The following is a 16418-nucleotide window of genomic DNA, read 5'->3' as shown; positions in this document are numbered from 1 at the left end:
GAATTTCTCGGATCGGGTGTTATGAGTGCGAGTGCAGCCAGTGCGTTGGACTTCTCCGGGCCAGAGCGGCCGGGGGCTGCGGGGTGGAAGAGACGTACCCTGCTTGATCTCGTGGTGGGGTATGGGTTGATCCTGGTGGTGATCTGGACTCCGGCACCACTGCGGACCGTTCTTTATTTCGTCACGCTTGGCTGGATTGGGTATACGACGTGGAGCTCCTTTAGCGGCTGGGACGCGATGGGATTGCGGGTCGCGGGTTTTTTTCGTTCGCTGTGGGTGGTGGGGATTGCTGTTCTTCTTGCGGCAGGGGCGGTGATCTTTGCAATGCGAGAGCAGACGCTGCATGGGCCGCATAGCGCGGTGCGGCTGATCCAAGGGTTCTGGGGATATACGGTTTGGTCCTTCTTTCAACAGTTTTTGTTGAATGATTTTGTGATGAGGCGGTTGTTGAAGCTGACGAATGATCGGCGGATTGCGGTTGCGGGGGCGGCTGGACTTTTTGCATTAGCGCACTTGCCGAATCCGGTTCTGACGGTGATGACGCTGGTGTGGGGACTGGCGGCTTGTCTGATCTTTCTGCGGTATCGGAACTTGTTTACGCTGGGGATGGCGCATGCGGTTCTCGGGATCTGTGTTGCGGTTACTCTGCCGGCGTCGGTGCAGCACAATATGCGGGTCGGGCTTGGTTACCTGAGGTATCGGCCGCATGGGCAGCATCACCTGAACCAGATGGACCACAAGGTGTCGACCGTGGTGTGGGTGATGGCTGAGGCGCCGACACGGCGATCCTGACGCCAGGCTCTGCCGTAGAAGATGCCGGCGATCGCGGCTAAAAGAACATAGCGCCAGTTGAAGTGAAGGGCGCGCTTGTTGAAGTGGGAGAGACCGAAGAGGGCGCTGGTTAGAAGCAATGCCTGATTGCGGCCTATGCGCCGTTCGAGGAGATTCTGCAGCCAGCCGCGGAAGAAGAGTTCTTCGGGGACAGCGATGAAGAGGAAGGTGAAAAGGTAGGCTCCGGCGAGTTGGGAGAGGCGCGGCCAGTGCGGGTGGAAGTGGAGAAAGCTGAGGCTGAGGCCGAGAGCGATGACTATAGGCGTGTACAAGGCCCATTCGCGCAGGCCGATGCGAAGGTCGCGCAGGTTGAGACGGAGATTGAAGCCGACTCCGTGTAACTCTCGGATAAACAGGAAGCCATAGATTCCGGCGTTGAGCAGAATGATCTTGTTGAAGACGGCCAGGTGCGGAGGCCATGCGGGCTCGAACCAGCGCAGGTCGACGGCAAGGCCGAGGGTGAGAAGGACGAGATAGTCTCGCCAGTTGCCGGTCTGGCCAGGATCAAGCTGCCGGGCTTGTTGGAGGAGGAGTGCGATGGCGATGGGGAGGAGAGTGTAGAGGCAGAACCAGTACCAATGAAAGCTGGAGGCGGCGAGGGTGATGAGGAGGTAGGGAAGGCTTAGCGCCGAGGGAAGAAGTAGCCTGAGTGGTGCGGGGAGAGCTTGAATTCGTCGCTGAATCGTGTCGCTACAGAAGGCGAAGGACAGGTAAGGGATGAGAGTGAGGATGGCAGCGAATACGTTGACGGGCGTGAACATCTGCTGGGATTCAGTATAGGGAGGAGATGGTGGCTCAGGTAGATTCTCCGCGAACCAGGTCCTGCCGGACGGGCCCGCTGCGCGCGGGGCGGTCACTTCGTGACTTGTGTACCTTGTCTCGATGGGATTGATTTCACCCGTCCTCCCGGTGGTCGGAGAGGAGGGTAAGAGGTTGTAAACCAGGGGCGTTGCGCTTTAAGGCTTGAATTTGTGGGCTTTATGGTGATAAAAGCATCTTCCGGGCCTTTGTTTGCTTCCAACTTACTTTGGAGAACCCTTCATGCCGCGTCCTTACTGGTCAGGTCAGATACAGATCTCGCTTGTTTCGTTTGGAGTCAAGCTGTTTACGGCGACCGAGTCGAAGAGCGAGATTCGCTTTCATCAATTGAGTCGCAAGACGGGTGAGCGGATCAAGCACCAGAAGGTCTCAGGTGATGAGGGCAAGGTGGAGAGTTCCGATATCGTGAAGGGCTACGAGTATCGCAAGGGCGAGTACGTCATGGTCGAGCCGGAGGAGATCGAGCAGATTCGAATTCCTTCGAAGCACACGATTGAGGTGACGCAGTTCGTCGATGAGGGCGAGCTTGATCCTGAGTTCTTCGAGAAGCCGTATTTTGTAGTGCCGGAGAACGATGTTCAGGCAGAGGCGTTCGCGGTTGTTCGCAAGGCTCTGCAGACGACGAAGAAGATTGCGCTGGGGAAGATTGCTTTCAGTGGGCGCGAGCACCTGGTGGCGGTGTCGGCTGCCACTGACGACAAGCTGCCGGGCATGATGGCGTACACGATGCGTTATGCGGAGGAGCTTCGCGATCCCAAGGAGTTTTTCGAAGACATCAAGAAGGTCGCGGTGGATGAAGATCAGCTCTCGCTGGCGAAGGAGTTGATCAAGCGCAAAGCGTCGAAGTTCGAGCCGGAGAAGTTCAAGGACGAGTACGAGGCTGCGTTGCGCGAGATGGTTGAGGCGAAGGTAAAGCATGCGCCGATTCCGAAGGATGAGCCTGCACCTGCATCGGGCAAGGTTATTGACTTGATGGACGCGCTGCGGAAGAGTGTGCAGGGCGACGAGGCGGCTGCGGGTAAGAAGAAGGCTCCGGCAAGGGCCACGGCGGCGGAAGCGCAAAAGGGTATTGAGCTGGTGAAGCCTGCAAAGGCGACCAAACCGCGTAAGTCGGCGTAGAGTTCGCTATGGCTACGAAGAAGCGAGCCAAGCCGAAGTCCATGGTGTCTGCTGCGGACGCTGTGGATGAGCAGCTTGGACTCTATCGCTCGATGCGGGACTTCGAGGTCACCGGGGAGCCTAGCGGGTCGGCGAAAAAGAAGTTCTTTAACGATCAGCCTCTGCCCTTCGTGATTCAGAAGCATGCGGCTACGCGGCTTCACTATGATTTTCGGCTTGGGTGGAATGGGGTGCTGAAGAGCTGGGCTGTGGCGAAGGGGCCGAGCTACGTCACGGCAGATAAGCGGCTGGCGGTGCAGGTGGAAGATCATCCGATCGACTATGGGGGCTTTGAGGGGATTATTCCGAAGGGCCAGTATGGCGGCGGCACGGTGATGGTGTGGGATCAAGGGACGTGGGAGCCGCAGGCTGGACACACCGATGTGGATGAGGGACTGCGTACGGGCTCACTGAAGTTCATCCTGCATGGGACGAAGATGAAGGGGAAGTGGGCTCTGATTCGCATGGGTGGCAAGGCTGCGAATGAGAGCAAGCCGAATTGGCTGCTGATCAAAGAGCATGATGATTTTGAGCGGACGAAGGATGAAGCCGCAGTAACCGATGAGGAACCGAACAGTGTCGTGACGGGGCGAGGTCTCGAGGAGATTGCGCGGAATGAAGATCATGTGTGGAACTCGAAGGAGACTGCGAGGGGGAATGCCTGGTATCGAAAGGATGCGGGGGATGCGGCTGCGAAAGGGGTGGTTGCGGAGAACGCTTCGAGTGAGACCGTCTCTACGGATAAAGGCGCGAAGTCTCGCAAGTCGAAGAGGGTTGCCGGGAAGTTGACGGTGCCGGCGGGTGCGCCGAAGGAAAAAATGCCTGAGTTTATTACGCCGGAGCTGGCGTTACAGGCGGCGACTCCGCCTAGTGGTACTGGATGGCTGCATGAGTTGAAGCTGGATGGCTATCGCATTCAGGCTCGCAAGGATGGGGATAGAGTTCAACTGCTGACGCGTACAGGGCTGGACTGGACGCACCGGATGAAGACGATTGCGGCTCTGGTGGGAGAGTTGCCGGTGGAGCGGGCGATTCTTGACGGCGAGGTTGTGGTGCTGGCAGAGAACGGCACCACCAGCTTTGCCGATTTGCAGGCTGCGTTTCAGGAGGGCGTGAAGAAGCCGCTTAGTTATTTTGTGTTTGATCTGCTTCATTTGAACGGACACAACATGCGGGGTCTGCCGCTGATTGAGCGAAAGAGTTTGCTGGCCACACTTCTCGAAGGCGATGGTGAGTTTGTGCGGCTTAGCGAACACCTGGAGTCGGACGGCGGGGTCATCTTTCAGAAAGCTTGCGAGATGCATGTCGAGGGAATCGTCTCCAAGCGCGCTGCAAGCAGGTATTCGAGTGGGAGAGGTGGGAGCTGGCTGAAGGTAAAGTGCGTCCACGAGCAGGAGTTCGTGATTGGCGGGTTTACTTTGCCGTCGAATGGGAGCCACGGAGTTGGGGCTTTGCTGTTGGGGTACTACGACGGCGGGAAGCTGATCTATGCGGGGCGGACGGGTACAGGATTTACGCAGAAGACACACCGTGTGCTTCGCAATCAGTTAGAAGAGCTGCGTGAGAACGAGAATCCGTTTGAGAATCCTCCGGCTGAGGCGCGTCGGGGAGCGAACTGGGTGAAGCCAGAGCTGGTGGCTCAGGTCAACTTTGCAACCTGGACTGCGGATGATCTGGTGCGCCAGGCTTCGTTTAAAGGACTGCGAGAGGATAAGCCTGCGAACGAGGTTCGGCGAGAGGAGCTGACCGTTGCGGCCCGGGTTCGCGGGACGAAAAGCGCTTCGCATTCGGCGTCGACCGGGATTGCGGCGAAGGCTGGTGGTGTAAAGGCGGATACCGCGAAGGACGTTCCTGTAGAGGCTGTCGCTGCAAAGAAAGTTGTTGGAAAAGTATCGAAGAAATCTGCTTCGGAGAATGTACCGGTGCGGTTGACGCATCCTGAGAAGGTTCTGGATGTGGAGACGCAGCTTACGAAGCAGCAACTGGCCGACTACTACTGGGCGATTGCATCGCATATGCTGCCGCATATCGAGGGCCGCCCGGTGTCTCTGGTACGTTGTCCTGATGGGAGCGAGAAGCCGTGTTTCTATCAGAAGCATGTGAACGCTACGCTGCCGCCGGGGATCACCGCGGTGGATGTACCTGATAAGAAGACGGGGAAGATTGAGCCGTACATTACGCTTTCGACCGCGGAGGCGCTTGCCGGGCTTGCGCAGATGGGCGTGCTGGAGATTCATCCGTGGGGATCGAGGAATGAGGATCTTGAGCATCCAGACCGGATCATCATCGACCTTGATCCGGATGCTTCGATTGCGTGGCCGAGGTTGGCCGAGAGCGCCGGCGAGGTTCGTAGAGAGCTTAAGGAGCTTGGGTTGGAGAGCTTCCTGAAGAACACAGGGGGCAAGGGGCTGCATGTGGTGATTCCGATTGAGCCGGAGTACGACTGGGCGGTGGTCAAGCAGTTCGCCCATGCGTTCGTGTTGAAGATGGAGAAGGATCAGCCTGGCGCTTATCTGACGAAGATGAGCAAGGCGGCGCGCAAGGACAGAATTTTTCTGGATTATCTGCGGAATGAACGTGGCGCGACAGCCGTGGCGGCGTTCTCTCCGCGGGCGCGTGCGGGGGCTGCGGTCTCGCTTCCGCTTGAGTGGAGTGAGCTGAAGTCGCCGGAGCGAACTATCGTTCGTGTTGCGGACTTCGAAGGGTGGAAGGGACGGTTGAGCCGCGATCCGTGGAATCAGTTCTTCAAGTTGCGACAGAGAATTACGCCCAAGATGCTGGAAGGTTTGAAGATAACTCCGTCGGCATAGCGGCGTTTGTGTGTTCGATAATGGACAGTTTGTTTCGATTGCGGACGAGGGGCATGGTGCGGTGCTCTCTAAGTGATTGAAAGCGTTCGGGGGAGAATGGCCTTGTGCATGCACTTAGACATGGCGCAATGGATATCTCCAGACCAGATATAAAGCAGAAGAAGATGCGTCGGCAGTGGATCGCAGGTGGCTGCGCGCTCGTGGTGCTTGCGGTGATTGCGTTTTTTGTGACCCGGCTGAAGCCAGCCGCGCCTGAGGTCGATCGTGCGACTGTGTGGACCGATGCAGTGAAGCGCGGGCCGTTGCTGCGCCAGGTGCGGGGCCCGGGTTCACTTGTTCCGCGGGAAGACAAGATTCGGCTGATTCCTTCTGAGACTGAAGCGACGGTGGTGCGGATTCGCGTGCTGCCAGGTGCGAAGGTTGAGCCGGATACGATTCTGATGGACCTTGTTGATCCGCAGCTGCAGCAGGAGTTGCTGGATGCGCAGCTGCAGATGAAGGGCGCAGAGGCGGACTACATCAATACGCGCGCGAAGGTGCAGAGCGATCTGATGGATCAGAAGGCTGCAGCGGCGACGGTGGGAGCGGACCACAATCAGGCTCAACTGCAGGCGCAGACGGATAAGTCGTTGTTTGATCTGGGTGTGATTAGTGGGTTGACCTATAGCGCTTCGAAGGGCAAGGCCGATGAGTTGACGACGCGGAACGATCTGGAGAAGCAGCGGCTTACGCTGAACGAGAAAGCGATCGAGACACAGCTTGCAGTGCAGCAGACCAAGGTGGATCAGGCGAAGGCGCTGCTTGGGTTGAAGCAGAAGCAGCTGGATGCGTTGAGCGTGCGGGCAGGGATCAGCGGAGTGCTGGTTGAGTTGCCGCACCAGGTGGGAGAGCATGTGGCTCCAGGAACGACGCTGGCAAAAGTGGTACAGCCGGACCAGTTGAAGGCGAGTTTGAAGATTGCAGAGACGCAGGCGCGTGATATTCAGATTGGACAGCCAGCGGAGATTGATACACATAACGGCGTGATCAACGGCAAGGTGATGCGAATTGATCCGGCGGTATTGAACGGAACGGTGACAGTTGACGTAGAACTCGCTGGAGCTCTGCCGCAGGGTGCTCGGCCGGACTTGAGTGTTGACGGAACGATCGATCTGGATCGGATGACGGATGTGCTGTATGTGGGCCGTCCGGCGTTCGGGAATGAGAACAGTACGATCAGCCTGTTCAAGGCTGCGTCTGACGGCAAGACGGCGGTGAGAGTTCCGGTGAAGGTCGGACGGGCTTCGGTAAATAGTATCCAGGTGCTGGAAGGATTGCAGGAAGGCGATACGGTGATTCTGTCGGACATGAGCCGGTGGGATAACACGGATCGGATTCGCTTGAATTAGAGAGTCCAGGCGACGGCCGGGATAAAGGAGAGCAGGAATGGCGACGGAGACGATGATTCAGATTGAGGACTTGAAGAAGATCTTTTATACGGACGAGATTGAGACGCATGCGCTGTCGGGCGTTCATCTGAACATTAATCGCGGGGAGTATGTGGCGATGTCCGGGCCGTCGGGGTGTGGGAAATCCACGCTGCTGTCGATCATCGGGTTGCTGGATACGCCTACGGGCGGACGGTACACGCTGAACGGCAAGGAAGTCGCAAATCTGAACTTCGCGGATCGCTCGCGGATTCGAAACCAGGAGATTGGGTTTATCTTCCAGAGCTTTAATTTGATTGGCGATCTGACGGTTGCTGAGAATGTGGAGCTGCCGTTGACCTATCGAGCTGGAATGCCGGCGACGGAGCGGAAGAAGAGAGTGCAGGAGTCGCTGGAGCGCGTGAATATGGCTCACCGGATGCGGCACTATCCTGCGCAGCTCTCGGGCGGTCAGCAGCAGAGGGTAGCGGTGGCGAGAGCGCTTGCAGGGTCGCCATCGATTCTGCTGGCTGATGAGCCGACGGGAAATCTGGACTCGAAGAATGGTGAGGCTGTGATGAAGCTGCTGCAGGAGCTGCATGCAGAGGGCGCGACGATCTGTATGGTGACGCACGATCCGCGGTTTGCGGCACATGCGGAGCGGCAGGTGCATCTGTTCGACGGCAAGGTGGTGGCGGAGGGTGAGCTGAATCGGCTGTTAGCGGAGGTAGAGGGATGATGGCACTGATCGAGGACATGCGTCTGTTTCTCAGGCAGATGTGCGGAGCGATTGGAATGTCAGGAACGGCGGTGAATGTGGTGCCGGTGGTTGTGCTCGGCGTTGCGTTGAACGTCGCTGCTCTCGGCTTGGTGGCGAGCGTGCGGACTGGGAAACAACCGGTATGTCAGAGGACTACGCTGCGGGCCGCGGCGCAGACGGAGTGGAAGGTTGTGCGAACGGTGGTTTCAACGATGAAGGCGATCGGCCAAGCGCAGCGAAGATTGTGTGCGAGCGAGTGGGTTGAGGGCCTTTAGCGAGAGTTCGGGAGCGGCGAGGCCGGACGGAATGTGTACCGTACCGCTGCTGTGAAGCGCAGTGCTCCAACGCAATGAGTCGTTTCGCGGCTTCGGGGAAAAGGCAGAGTTTGATTTTGTCGCCCAAGGGCGACGCACCGATTGCGAAGTTGCCAACTTGACGTGGCGCAAGAGAGTGGAATGGAGCAAGGGATGGACGGGTTGATACAGGATGTGAAGTATGCGCTGCGACAGTTGAGGAAGGCGCCGGGATTTACCCTGACGGCTGTCCTAACGCTTGCGCTTGGCATTGGCGCGAATGCGGCGATCTTCACGCTGGTACATGCGGTGCTGCTGCAGAACCTGCCTGTGAGCGATCCGAAGACGCTGATACGTCTAGGCGATAAAGATGATTGCTGCGTGATGGGGGGACGGCCTGAAGAGGAGGACTACTCCCTATTTTCTTATGATTTGTATAAGCATCTGCGCGATAGCACTCCCGAGTTTGAGCAGCTGGCGGCGATGCAGGCGGGTGTCAACCCAGGAACGCTGACGGCACGGCGTGGATCAAGCAACAGTCTGTCTAAGGCCTCATCCGGGGAGTTTGTCTCCGGGAATTACTTTCAAACTTTTGGTTTGCAGCCGTTCGCAGGACGACTTCTGGTGCCGTCTGATGACGCGGCGGGAGCTCCGATGGCTGCGGTGTTGAGCTACAGGGCGTGGCAGCGCGATTACGCCATGGACCCCTCTGTGGTGGGCAGCACGTTCCAATTGAATACACATCCGGTGACGGTGGTGGGAATCGCGCCGCCTTCTTTTTATGGGGACCGGATGACCGATACGCCGCCGGATTTCTTTCTTCCGGTGACGATGGAGCCGATTCTCGATCCTGGTGCGTTGCTGAATCGCCCGGAGTCGAATTGGCTTTATGTGCTCGGCCGCGTGAAGCCTGGCACGCAGATTGGTCCGCTGCAAGAGAAGATGAGCGGTTTGTTGCGGGACTGGCTGGTCCCGATCAAGTCATATCAGAGCGCGGAGGGAAAGAAGGCGCTGCCAAAGACTCACTTGATTTTGACGCCAGGTGGCGTTGGGATTGCGAATATGCAGACCCAATACAGAAGCGGACTGCTGCTGCTGATGGGGATCTCCGCGCTGGTGCTGCTGATTGCATGTGCGAATATTGCGAACCTGATTTTGGTGCGTGGGATGGCGCGACGGGCTGAGACCTCGATTCGAATGGCTCTCGGTGCGGCGCGGAAGAGAATCATTCGTCAGATGTTAACTGAAAGTGTGTTGCTGGCGTGCCTTGGAGGTATCGCTGGACTTGCGGTGGCGTACGCGGGAACGCGGATGCTGCTTACGCTCGCGTTTCCTGATTCTCCGGGCCTGCCGATACATGCAAGCCCTTCGCTGCCGGTTCTGGGGTTTGCGTTTGGCTTGTCGCTGTTGACAGGGCTGATCTTCGGGATCGCGCCGGCCTGGATCACATCTCACTCGGAGCCTGCGGAGTCTCTTCGCGGCGCGAATCGATCGACTCGGGACAGCGCTTCTTTGCTGCAGCGATCGTTGGTGGTGACGCAGGCTGCCTTGTCGCTGGTGTTGTTGGTGGGGGCCGGTCTACTAACGAGAAGTTTGAATAAGCTCGAGCATCAAGATTTTGGATTGCAGACAGAGAATCGCGTGGTGATCCATATCAGTCCGGACAATGCGGGTTATAAGCCGGATCAGTTGCAGGCTCTCTATGGAGAGATGCTGGAACGCTTCAGGGCATTACCGGGAGTCGAACGAGTGGGTTTGTCGCTTTACACTCCGCTCGAAGGCGACAATTGGGGTGAGGGCGTTACGATCCAGGGGCAACCTGAGCCTGGGCCGAAAGATCATATCGGTGCATCGTGGGATCGTGTGACCCCGGACTTCTTTCATTTGATCGGGCAACAGGTTTTGCGTGGTCGCGGAATTACCGATCAGGATACGGATACTTCGCCGATGGTGGCAGTCGTGAATGAGGCTTTCGTGAAGCGATTCTTTTCGAAGGGCGAAGACCCGATTGGCGCTCACTTCGGGTTGGATGGCGTGAAGAGCGCGGGTGAGATCGAGATCGTCGGCGTGGTGTCGGATGTGAAGTATGTCGAACCGCGTGAGGCTGTGCGGCCGATGTACTTCCGGCCATTTCTGCAGCACGCTCCACTGTCGGACAACGTCGATGTGAGGTCGCTCTTTGCGGGGGCGATCATGCTGCAGATGAGAGGGCCTTCGGAGGGACTGGAGGCGCAGGTGCGGCGGACACTTGCGAATATCAATCCGAACTTGACCGTGATCAACTACAACACCTTCGGCAGTCAGATTGAGGGTCAGTTCAGCCAGGAGAAGTTGATTGCGCGGTTGACGTTGATGTTTGGCTTGTTGGCGCTGGTGCTGGCTTCGGTTGGTTTATATGGCGTGACGGCTTATACCGTAGCTCGACGAACACCGGAGATTGGGATACGGATGGCGCTCGGTGCTGGACGTGGCAGCGTGGTGAGTATGGTGCTGCGCGAGGCCATGCTGCAGGCCGGAGTGGGGCTGGCGATCGGCTTGCCTGTTGCGTTATTGTGCGTGCGATTTTTGAAGACTCAACTGTATGGAACTGGTGGACAGGATCCTGTTGTCCTTGCTGGAGCAGTTGTAGTGCTGATCGTTTCTGCGTGTGTTGCGGGTTTGATTCCGGCGCGGCGTGCGGCTTCGACTGATCCGGTCAAGGCGTTGAGGACTGAGTAACGCAGGCCGGCGAATCATAGGCTAAGGATATCGCCATTCGAATAGATGGAAGTTTTGAAGATGGAGCAGAGCATGATTGAGTTGAAACAGCTGGAGCGGAGTTATAAGACGGGCCACACGGAGACATGGGTGCTGCGACGAATCAATCTCACGATCCGTGAAGGTGAATTCGTAACCGTAATGGGTCCGTCTGGAGCGGGGAAGTCTTCGCTGTTAAACGTGCTGGCGATGCTGGACGATCAATGGAGGGGAGAGTTTTACTTTGCAGGCGATGCCGTCCATGCGATGAATCGCAAACAGAGGGCTGAACTAGCGCGGCGAAGGATTGGGATGGTGTTTCAGAGCTATCACCTCCTTGACGATCTGACGGTGGCGGAGAATATCGATCTTCCCTTGTCTTACAAAGACATTCCAAAGCCGGAACGGCAGGCTCTCGTTGCCGATACGTTGGATCGCTTCAACATTGTCGGCAAGAAGGACCTTTTCCCGAACCAGCTCTCTGGTGGGCAACAGCAGTTGGTTGGAATTGCACGGGCCGTCATCCATAAACCGGATCTTTTACTGGCCGATGAGCCGACGGGAAACCTGCACTCGGAGCAGGCGAAGGAGATTATGCAGCTGTTCCGCAGGTTGAATGAAGAGGGTACAACGGTAGTGCAGGTGACGCACTCGGAGACGAACGCAGAGTACGGCACGCGGACGATCGAACTGCGGGACGGATGGCTATCCCGGGATACGGCGGGTCTTGCAGCGGCTGAAGGAGCGGGGGTGCGGGCGTGAAAGGAAGTTCTTCGCTGCTTCGCTGCTTCGGCGTGATGGCGTTATTGGGGATGCCTTTGCTGGCGCAGGTGCAGCAGGCTACTGTGACCCAGGCCACACCAGCAGCGGAGTCGCCTGCGTTGCGTCTGGATATTCCGCATTCCAGCAATCCGCTTGATACGTATCGTGCTTCGCTGGTGCCGCGACCGAATCTGGCGAACTCGCCACGAATTGACGCTCTAGTGAAAGACGGTGTTCTGGAACTTAGTCTGAAAGACGCGATCTCTCTGGCTTTGGAAAACAATCTGGACATTGCGATCGCTCGATACAACATTCCGATTGCTGCCGCGGACGTTCTGCGTACGCAGGCGGGCGGCTCGTTTCGCGGAGTCAATACTGGTGTGGTGCAGAATACGCCGGGAGGTGGTGTCGGCGGCTTTGGTTCGGGATCGAGTGGAGCTGGAGCTGGTGGTACGTCGGGTGGCGCTGGTGGTGCGGGTTCAGGTGCGTCCGGGCTGGTTTCATCGACGCTCGGTACAGGGACGACCGTTTCTTCGTATGATCCTGCAATTACGGGGACGTTCAGTATCGAGCACTATGCGCAGCCGTTGTCGAATACGATCGTCTATGGAGTTCCGCAGTTGCAGCAGAATACGACGACGGGAGACATTGGTTATGCGCAGGCGTTTCCGACGGGAACTTCGATTTCGGCGGTCTTCGATAACAATCGCGGAACCACAAACAGTCCTGAGAGCTTTCTCGTCCCGACGCTGAACTCGTACTATCACTTCGCAATACAGCAGCAACTGCTTGCAGGCTTCGGTCTTGGACCAAATCTGCGGTTTCTGCGGATCGCCAAGAACAATCAGCGCATTTCGGATGAAGCGTTCAAGCTACAGGTGGTGACGACGGTGACCCAGATTGCGAATATGTACTGGGATCTGGTGGCTGCCTACGAGGATGAAGGTGTCAAAAATCGCTCGCTCGAGTTTGCCCGTCAGGCGCTGGAGAGTGGGCGCAAGCAGCTCGCGTTGCAAGCGATTCCTGCGATGGATGTGATGAAGGACGAGGCGGAAGAGGCGAGCCGTGAACAGGATCTGACGATTGCGAAGACGACGTTGCAGTTTCAGGAGTTGTTGATCAAGAATGCGCTGACGAAAAATCTAGATGATCCGATTCTGGAGGCGATGCCGGTGCGGCCGACCGACCAGAGCGCAATGACCGACGCGACCCCGCAGGGTCCGACTGAGGATATGACGGCGCACGCACTGAAGGACCGGCTGGAGTTGGGCGAGTCGGATATTGACCTTGAAAATAGACGCCTGAGCCGAGATGCGGCTCGTAATGCCTTGCTGCCTACGGTTGCGTTGACTGCATACTATGGAGGCTCGGGTCTGGCTGGGTTGCAAAATCCTGAGTCGGGCACGATCTCGACCAAGCCGCAGGATTTTGGCGGAGCGTTGAAGACGGCGTTCAACAATAGTGCTCCTGATTACTATGTCGGTCTGACGGTGAACGTGCCACTGCGAAATCGAGTGGCGAAGTCGGACCAGTATCGCGCGGAGCTGGAGACGAGACAGTCGGAGCTGCGGTTGGAGCAGTTGAAGAAGCAAATTCGTATCGAGGTTCGGAACGCTCAATATGCGCTGGAGCAGAGTGAAGCGCGTGTGGTTTCCGCACGCAAAGGACGGGACCTGGCGCAGAAGACCTTCGACATTACGGCGAAGGAGCAGGAGTTGGGCGCGGGATCGAACTATCAGACCCTGACGGCGCGACGGGATCTTGCGGCAGCTGAGTCAACGCTGGTTGCCGCGATGACGGCGTATCAAAAGGCTAAGATTGAAGTGGATCGCGCGGTCGGCTCTACGCTGGAAGCAAACGAGATTTCGATAGAATCGGCGAAGACGGGTATTGCCCCAAGTGGGCAGTAGCGCGCAGGAGCAGGTCACCATGCTGGCGGAGCGGATTGACAAGAAGGAGTCGGGTGCGGAAGATGCCGAGGCGTCGTGCAGACTGCTGATTGCAGATGACCAGCCACATATTTTGGAGGCGCTGCGACTGTTATTGAAGCCGGAAGGCTACCAGCTGGAGATGGTGCGAACGCCGGCGCTGGTGCTGGAGGCTTTGGCACATGAGAGCTTCGATGGAGTACTGATCGATCTCAACTACACGCGGGATACTACCTCCGGTCAGGAAGGACTGGATCTCGTGACTCGAGTCAAGGAGATCGACGCGCAGCTGCCGGTGGTGGTGATGACGGCGTGGGGCAATATCGATCTTGCGGTGGAGGCGATGCGCCGGGGTGCGGGAGACTTTATTCAGAAGCCGTGGGAGAACGCACGTCTGCTGAGTATTTTGCGGACGCAGATGGAACTGCACCGCAGTCAGAAGAAAATGCGATGGCTGGAGGCGGAGAATCGGATCCTGCGGGCTACAGGCGCTCCGGATTTCATTGCTGCTGCGGCTTCGATGCGGCCTGTGCTGGAGACGATGGCTCGGGTGGGTCCGTCGGATGCGAACGTGCTGATTACAGGTGAGCATGGCACGGGCAAGGAGATTGTGGCGCAGACGCTGCATCGCTTGTCTTCGCGCGCAGAGCGAACACTGGTGGCCGTCAATACAGGCGCTCTGCCGGAGGGGACCTTCGAGAGCGAGTTGTTCGGTCACGTGAAGGGAGCTTTTACCGATGCTCGTTCTGACCGCATCGGGCGATTCGAACTGGCGAGCGGCGGAACGCTCTTTCTTGATGAGATTGCGAATATTCCGGTGCGGCAGCAGGCGAAGTTGCTGCGGGTCCTGGAGACAGGCGAGTTGGAGCGCGTAGGCTCTTCGAAGACGCAGAAGGTGGATGTACGGATGCTTTCGGCGACCAATGCGGATTTGCGAGCGGAGTGCGCGGCGGGACGCTTTCGAGAAGATCTGTTGTTTCGGCTGAACACGGTCGAGATTAGTCTGCCACCTCTGCGGGAACGGCGTGAGGACATTCCGGCGCTGGCGGGTCACTTTATGGCACGATACGCTGCACGGTATCGCAGGCCGATTCAGGGATTGGAGCCGACAGCGCTTCAGATGATGTTGCAGTATGGCTGGCCGGGAAACGTGCGCGAGCTGGATCACACTATCGAACGCGCGGTCCTGATGGCTCGAGGAGCGCTCATTGAACCTGCGGACCTGGGGTTGAATACGCAGCAGAGGGGCTCGGCGCAGAGCATGGACGAGATGAGCCTTGAGGCGGTGGAGGCAATTCTGATTCGCAAGGCGCTCGCCCGTACAGGTGGTAATGTGAGCCATGCGGCAGATGCGCTTGGATTGAGCAGAGGAGCGCTTTACCGCCGCATCGAAAAATATGGTCTCTGAAGATCCAGACGGCGAGATATCCAGCAATAGCCGGCCGCGGACCCGTATGCCGCTGGGGAGATCGGCGCGGCGCCTGAGTTTCGAAAAAAGGCTGCGACTGTGGCTTTGCCTTCCCGGGCTGCCGATGCTGGTGATGTGCTGGCTTCTGTTACGGCGTCATTCGGTTGACGCTCTTCTGCAGAGTATTGTTCTGCTGGGTCTGGCGCTGGGATGGATCTTTGCGGTCTCGGTTTTGATGGAGCAGATCATTCGACCGCTGCAGACGCTGGCGAACGTCGTGGCTGCGTTGCGGGAGGATGACTTTTCTTTCAGAGCACGAGGAGGGCGGAGAAATGACGCCATGGGCGATCTTGCTCTTGAGATCAATCGACTCGCGGGAATGCTACAGGGGCAACGTGCAAGCGCGTTAGAAGCAATGGCGTTGGTGGAACGCGTGATGGGGTCGATGCAGTCTCCGGTGCTGGCGTTTGATCCTGAGGGTCGATTGAAGTTGCTCAATGCGGCGGGGGAGCGGGCATTTGGGTTGCAAGTTCAGACGGCGCTCGGTCACTCGGCTGTAGGGTTGAAGCTTGAGCAGCTGCTTGATGTAGCGGATGAGGAAGTCATGTCGCTGGGTAGCGGGCAGCAGTCGGTACGGTGGGTGGTGAAGAGAACAAGCTTCCGACTTCGCGGCGTTCCGCATACGCTGTTTGTGCTGTCGGATGTGAGTGCCGCGTTGAGGGAGGAGGAGCGGCTTGCGTGGGAGAGGTTGATTCGCGTTCTGGGACACGAGATTAACAATTCGCTGACGCCTATCAAATCGATTGCAGGGAGTCTGCGTGGTCGACTTGCGGGTATGAGTAATGCATCAGGCGAGATCGCTGACTTTGAAAGAGGCCTCGAGGTTATCGAGAATCGATCAGAATCGCTGAACCGGTTTCTGCAGGCATACCGGCAGCTGATGGGTCTGCCGGCACCGCGGCTGGCTTCGGTATCGGTGGCGACTTTGGCGCAAAGGGTCGCACTGCTGGAGAGACGGGTCGCGGTGACTGTAGAGGGGGCGCCAGACGTCGTTGTGCAGGTGGATGCTGACCATATTGAACAGGCACTGATTAATCTGGTGCGCAATGCAGCCGATGCTGCGCTTAGTCCGGACGATGTCGGTAAAGGTGGTCCTCACGTAGAGATCGTTTGGAGGACCGCCGGGTTAGAGGTTGTTATCGGTGTGTTGGACAACGGTCCTGGCTTGACCAACGCGAGCAATCTGTTTGTTCCGTTTTATACGACCAAGCCGGGTGGAACGGGGATTGGTTTGGTTCTCGCGCAGCAGATTGCGCAGGCACATCGAGGTTCGGTGCAACTGGCTAATCGTGCGGATGGTCAGATTGGGTGTAGAGCTGATCTCCGATTGCCGATTGCCGGATGACTAGGGGTGATGGTCGATTCCTGATATTACAGAGGCGTCGATTTCGTGTAATCCCTGCTTTTGGTGGGTCTGGATTGCTTCTTTTAGCAATGTGGAAGGAAA

At 57.6% G+C, this 16418-nt stretch carries 12 protein-coding genes; 11 read left to right on the top strand and 1 reads right to left on the bottom strand.

Annotated elements, in window-relative coordinates; translation table 11 throughout:
• Positions 1–21: 21 nt before the first annotated feature.
• The gene (locus tag HDF12_RS00135; protein ID WP_179580217.1) at positions 22–792 is read left to right on the top strand and encodes a CPBP family glutamic-type intramembrane protease; all 771 of its coding nucleotides are present in this window, start codon (positions 22–24) and stop codon (positions 790–792) included.
• Here HDF12_RS00135 and HDF12_RS00130 read toward each other — a convergent pair.
• A complete protein-coding gene (locus HDF12_RS00130) occupies positions 717–1592 on the bottom strand; it encodes a CPBP family intramembrane glutamic endopeptidase (protein WP_179580214.1) in 876 nt (291 codons plus the stop codon). The two genes, HDF12_RS00135 and HDF12_RS00130, sit on opposite strands and share 76 nt — an antisense overlap.
• Before the next feature lie 280 nt (positions 1593–1872).
• Here HDF12_RS00130 and ku point away from each other — a divergent pair, with 280 nt between their 5' ends.
• From ku to HDF12_RS00080, 10 genes are all read left to right on the top strand, one after another.
• A complete protein-coding gene (ku, locus tag HDF12_RS00125; RefSeq protein WP_179580212.1) occupies positions 1873–2769 on the top strand; it encodes a non-homologous end joining protein Ku in 897 nt (298 codons plus the stop codon).
• An 8-nt stretch (positions 2770–2777) separates the two neighbouring features.
• On the top strand, positions 2778–5618 hold the full coding sequence (gene ligD / locus HDF12_RS00120) for a DNA ligase D (protein ID WP_179580210.1): 2841 nt from the start codon (positions 2778–2780) through the stop codon (positions 5616–5618).
• Positions 5619–5746: 128 nt separating this feature from the next.
• Positions 5747–7006: an efflux RND transporter periplasmic adaptor subunit gene (locus HDF12_RS00115; RefSeq protein ID WP_179583168.1), complete on the top strand. Its 1260-nt coding sequence runs from the start codon at positions 5747–5749 to the stop codon at positions 7004–7006.
• 37 nt (positions 7007–7043) lie between these two features.
• The gene (locus HDF12_RS00110) at positions 7044–7763 is read left to right on the top strand and encodes an ABC transporter ATP-binding protein (protein ID WP_179580208.1); all 720 of its coding nucleotides are present in this window, start codon (positions 7044–7046) and stop codon (positions 7761–7763) included.
• Entirely contained in the window at positions 7760–8059 is a 300-nt protein-coding gene (locus HDF12_RS00105; protein WP_179580206.1) for a hypothetical protein, read from the top strand. Before HDF12_RS00110 ends, HDF12_RS00105 begins: the two co-directional genes overlap by 4 nt.
• 192 nt (positions 8060–8251) lie before the next feature.
• The gene (locus HDF12_RS00100) at positions 8252–10795 is read left to right on the top strand and encodes an ABC transporter permease (RefSeq protein WP_179580204.1); all 2544 of its coding nucleotides are present in this window, start codon (positions 8252–8254) and stop codon (positions 10793–10795) included.
• Positions 10796–10867: 72 nt separating this feature from the next.
• A complete protein-coding gene (locus tag HDF12_RS00095) occupies positions 10868–11575 on the top strand; it encodes an ABC transporter ATP-binding protein (RefSeq protein WP_179580202.1) in 708 nt (235 codons plus the stop codon).
• On the top strand, positions 11572–13485 hold the full coding sequence (locus HDF12_RS00090; RefSeq protein WP_373563823.1) for a TolC family protein: 1914 nt from the start codon (positions 11572–11574) through the stop codon (positions 13483–13485). Before HDF12_RS00095 ends, HDF12_RS00090 begins: the two co-directional genes overlap by 4 nt.
• 19 nt (positions 13486–13504) lie before the next feature.
• Positions 13505–14911 carry a sigma-54-dependent transcriptional regulator gene (locus HDF12_RS00085; RefSeq protein WP_179583162.1) on the top strand — a complete coding sequence of 469 codons (1407 nt, stop codon included), beginning with the start codon at positions 13505–13507 and terminating at the stop codon, positions 14909–14911.
• Positions 14901–16316, top strand: a complete 1416-nt coding sequence (locus HDF12_RS00080) for a sensor histidine kinase (protein WP_257025277.1) — start codon at positions 14901–14903, stop codon at positions 16314–16316. Before HDF12_RS00085 ends, HDF12_RS00080 begins: the two co-directional genes overlap by 11 nt.
• Positions 16317–16418 lie beyond the last annotated feature (102 nt).

Origin of the sequence: Tunturiibacter gelidiferens, from assembly GCF_013410115.1 — a bacterium.
Classification (GTDB): domain Bacteria; phylum Acidobacteriota; class Terriglobia; order Terriglobales; family Acidobacteriaceae; genus Edaphobacter; species Edaphobacter gelidiferens.
The sequence above is the reverse complement of the archived record's forward strand: the minus strand, read 5'-3'. Positions and strand labels throughout refer to the sequence as shown.

Bases quoted from the DNA above. Each gene is read 5' to 3' on its own strand.
- HDF12_RS00100 (WP_179580204.1), top strand. From the start codon at position 8,252: ATGGACGGGTTGATACAGGATGTGAAGTATGCGCTGCGACAGTTGAGG.
- HDF12_RS00095 (WP_179580202.1), top strand. From the start codon at position 10,868: ATGATTGAGTTGAAACAGCTGGAGCGGAGTTATAAGACGGGCCACACG.
- HDF12_RS00110 (WP_179580208.1), top strand. From the start codon at position 7,044: ATGGCGACGGAGACGATGATTCAGATTGAGGACTTGAAGAAGATCTTT.
- ligD (WP_179580210.1), top strand. From the start codon at position 2,778: ATGGCTACGAAGAAGCGAGCCAAGCCGAAGTCCATGGTGTCTGCTGCG.
- ku (WP_179580212.1), top strand. From the start codon at position 1,873: ATGCCGCGTCCTTACTGGTCAGGTCAGATACAGATCTCGCTTGTTTCG.
- HDF12_RS00135 (WP_179580217.1), top strand. From the start codon at position 22: ATGAGTGCGAGTGCAGCCAGTGCGTTGGACTTCTCCGGGCCAGAGCGG.
- HDF12_RS00105 (WP_179580206.1), top strand. From the start codon at position 7,760: ATGATGGCACTGATCGAGGACATGCGTCTGTTTCTCAGGCAGATGTGC.
- HDF12_RS00130 (WP_179580214.1), bottom strand. From the start codon at position 1,592: ATGTTCACGCCCGTCAACGTATTCGCTGCCATCCTCACTCTCATCCCT.
- HDF12_RS00085 (WP_179583162.1), top strand. From the start codon at position 13,505: ATGCTGGCGGAGCGGATTGACAAGAAGGAGTCGGGTGCGGAAGATGCC.
- HDF12_RS00080 (WP_257025277.1), top strand. From the start codon at position 14,901: ATGGTCTCTGAAGATCCAGACGGCGAGATATCCAGCAATAGCCGGCCG.
- HDF12_RS00115 (WP_179583168.1), top strand. From the start codon at position 5,747: ATGGATATCTCCAGACCAGATATAAAGCAGAAGAAGATGCGTCGGCAG.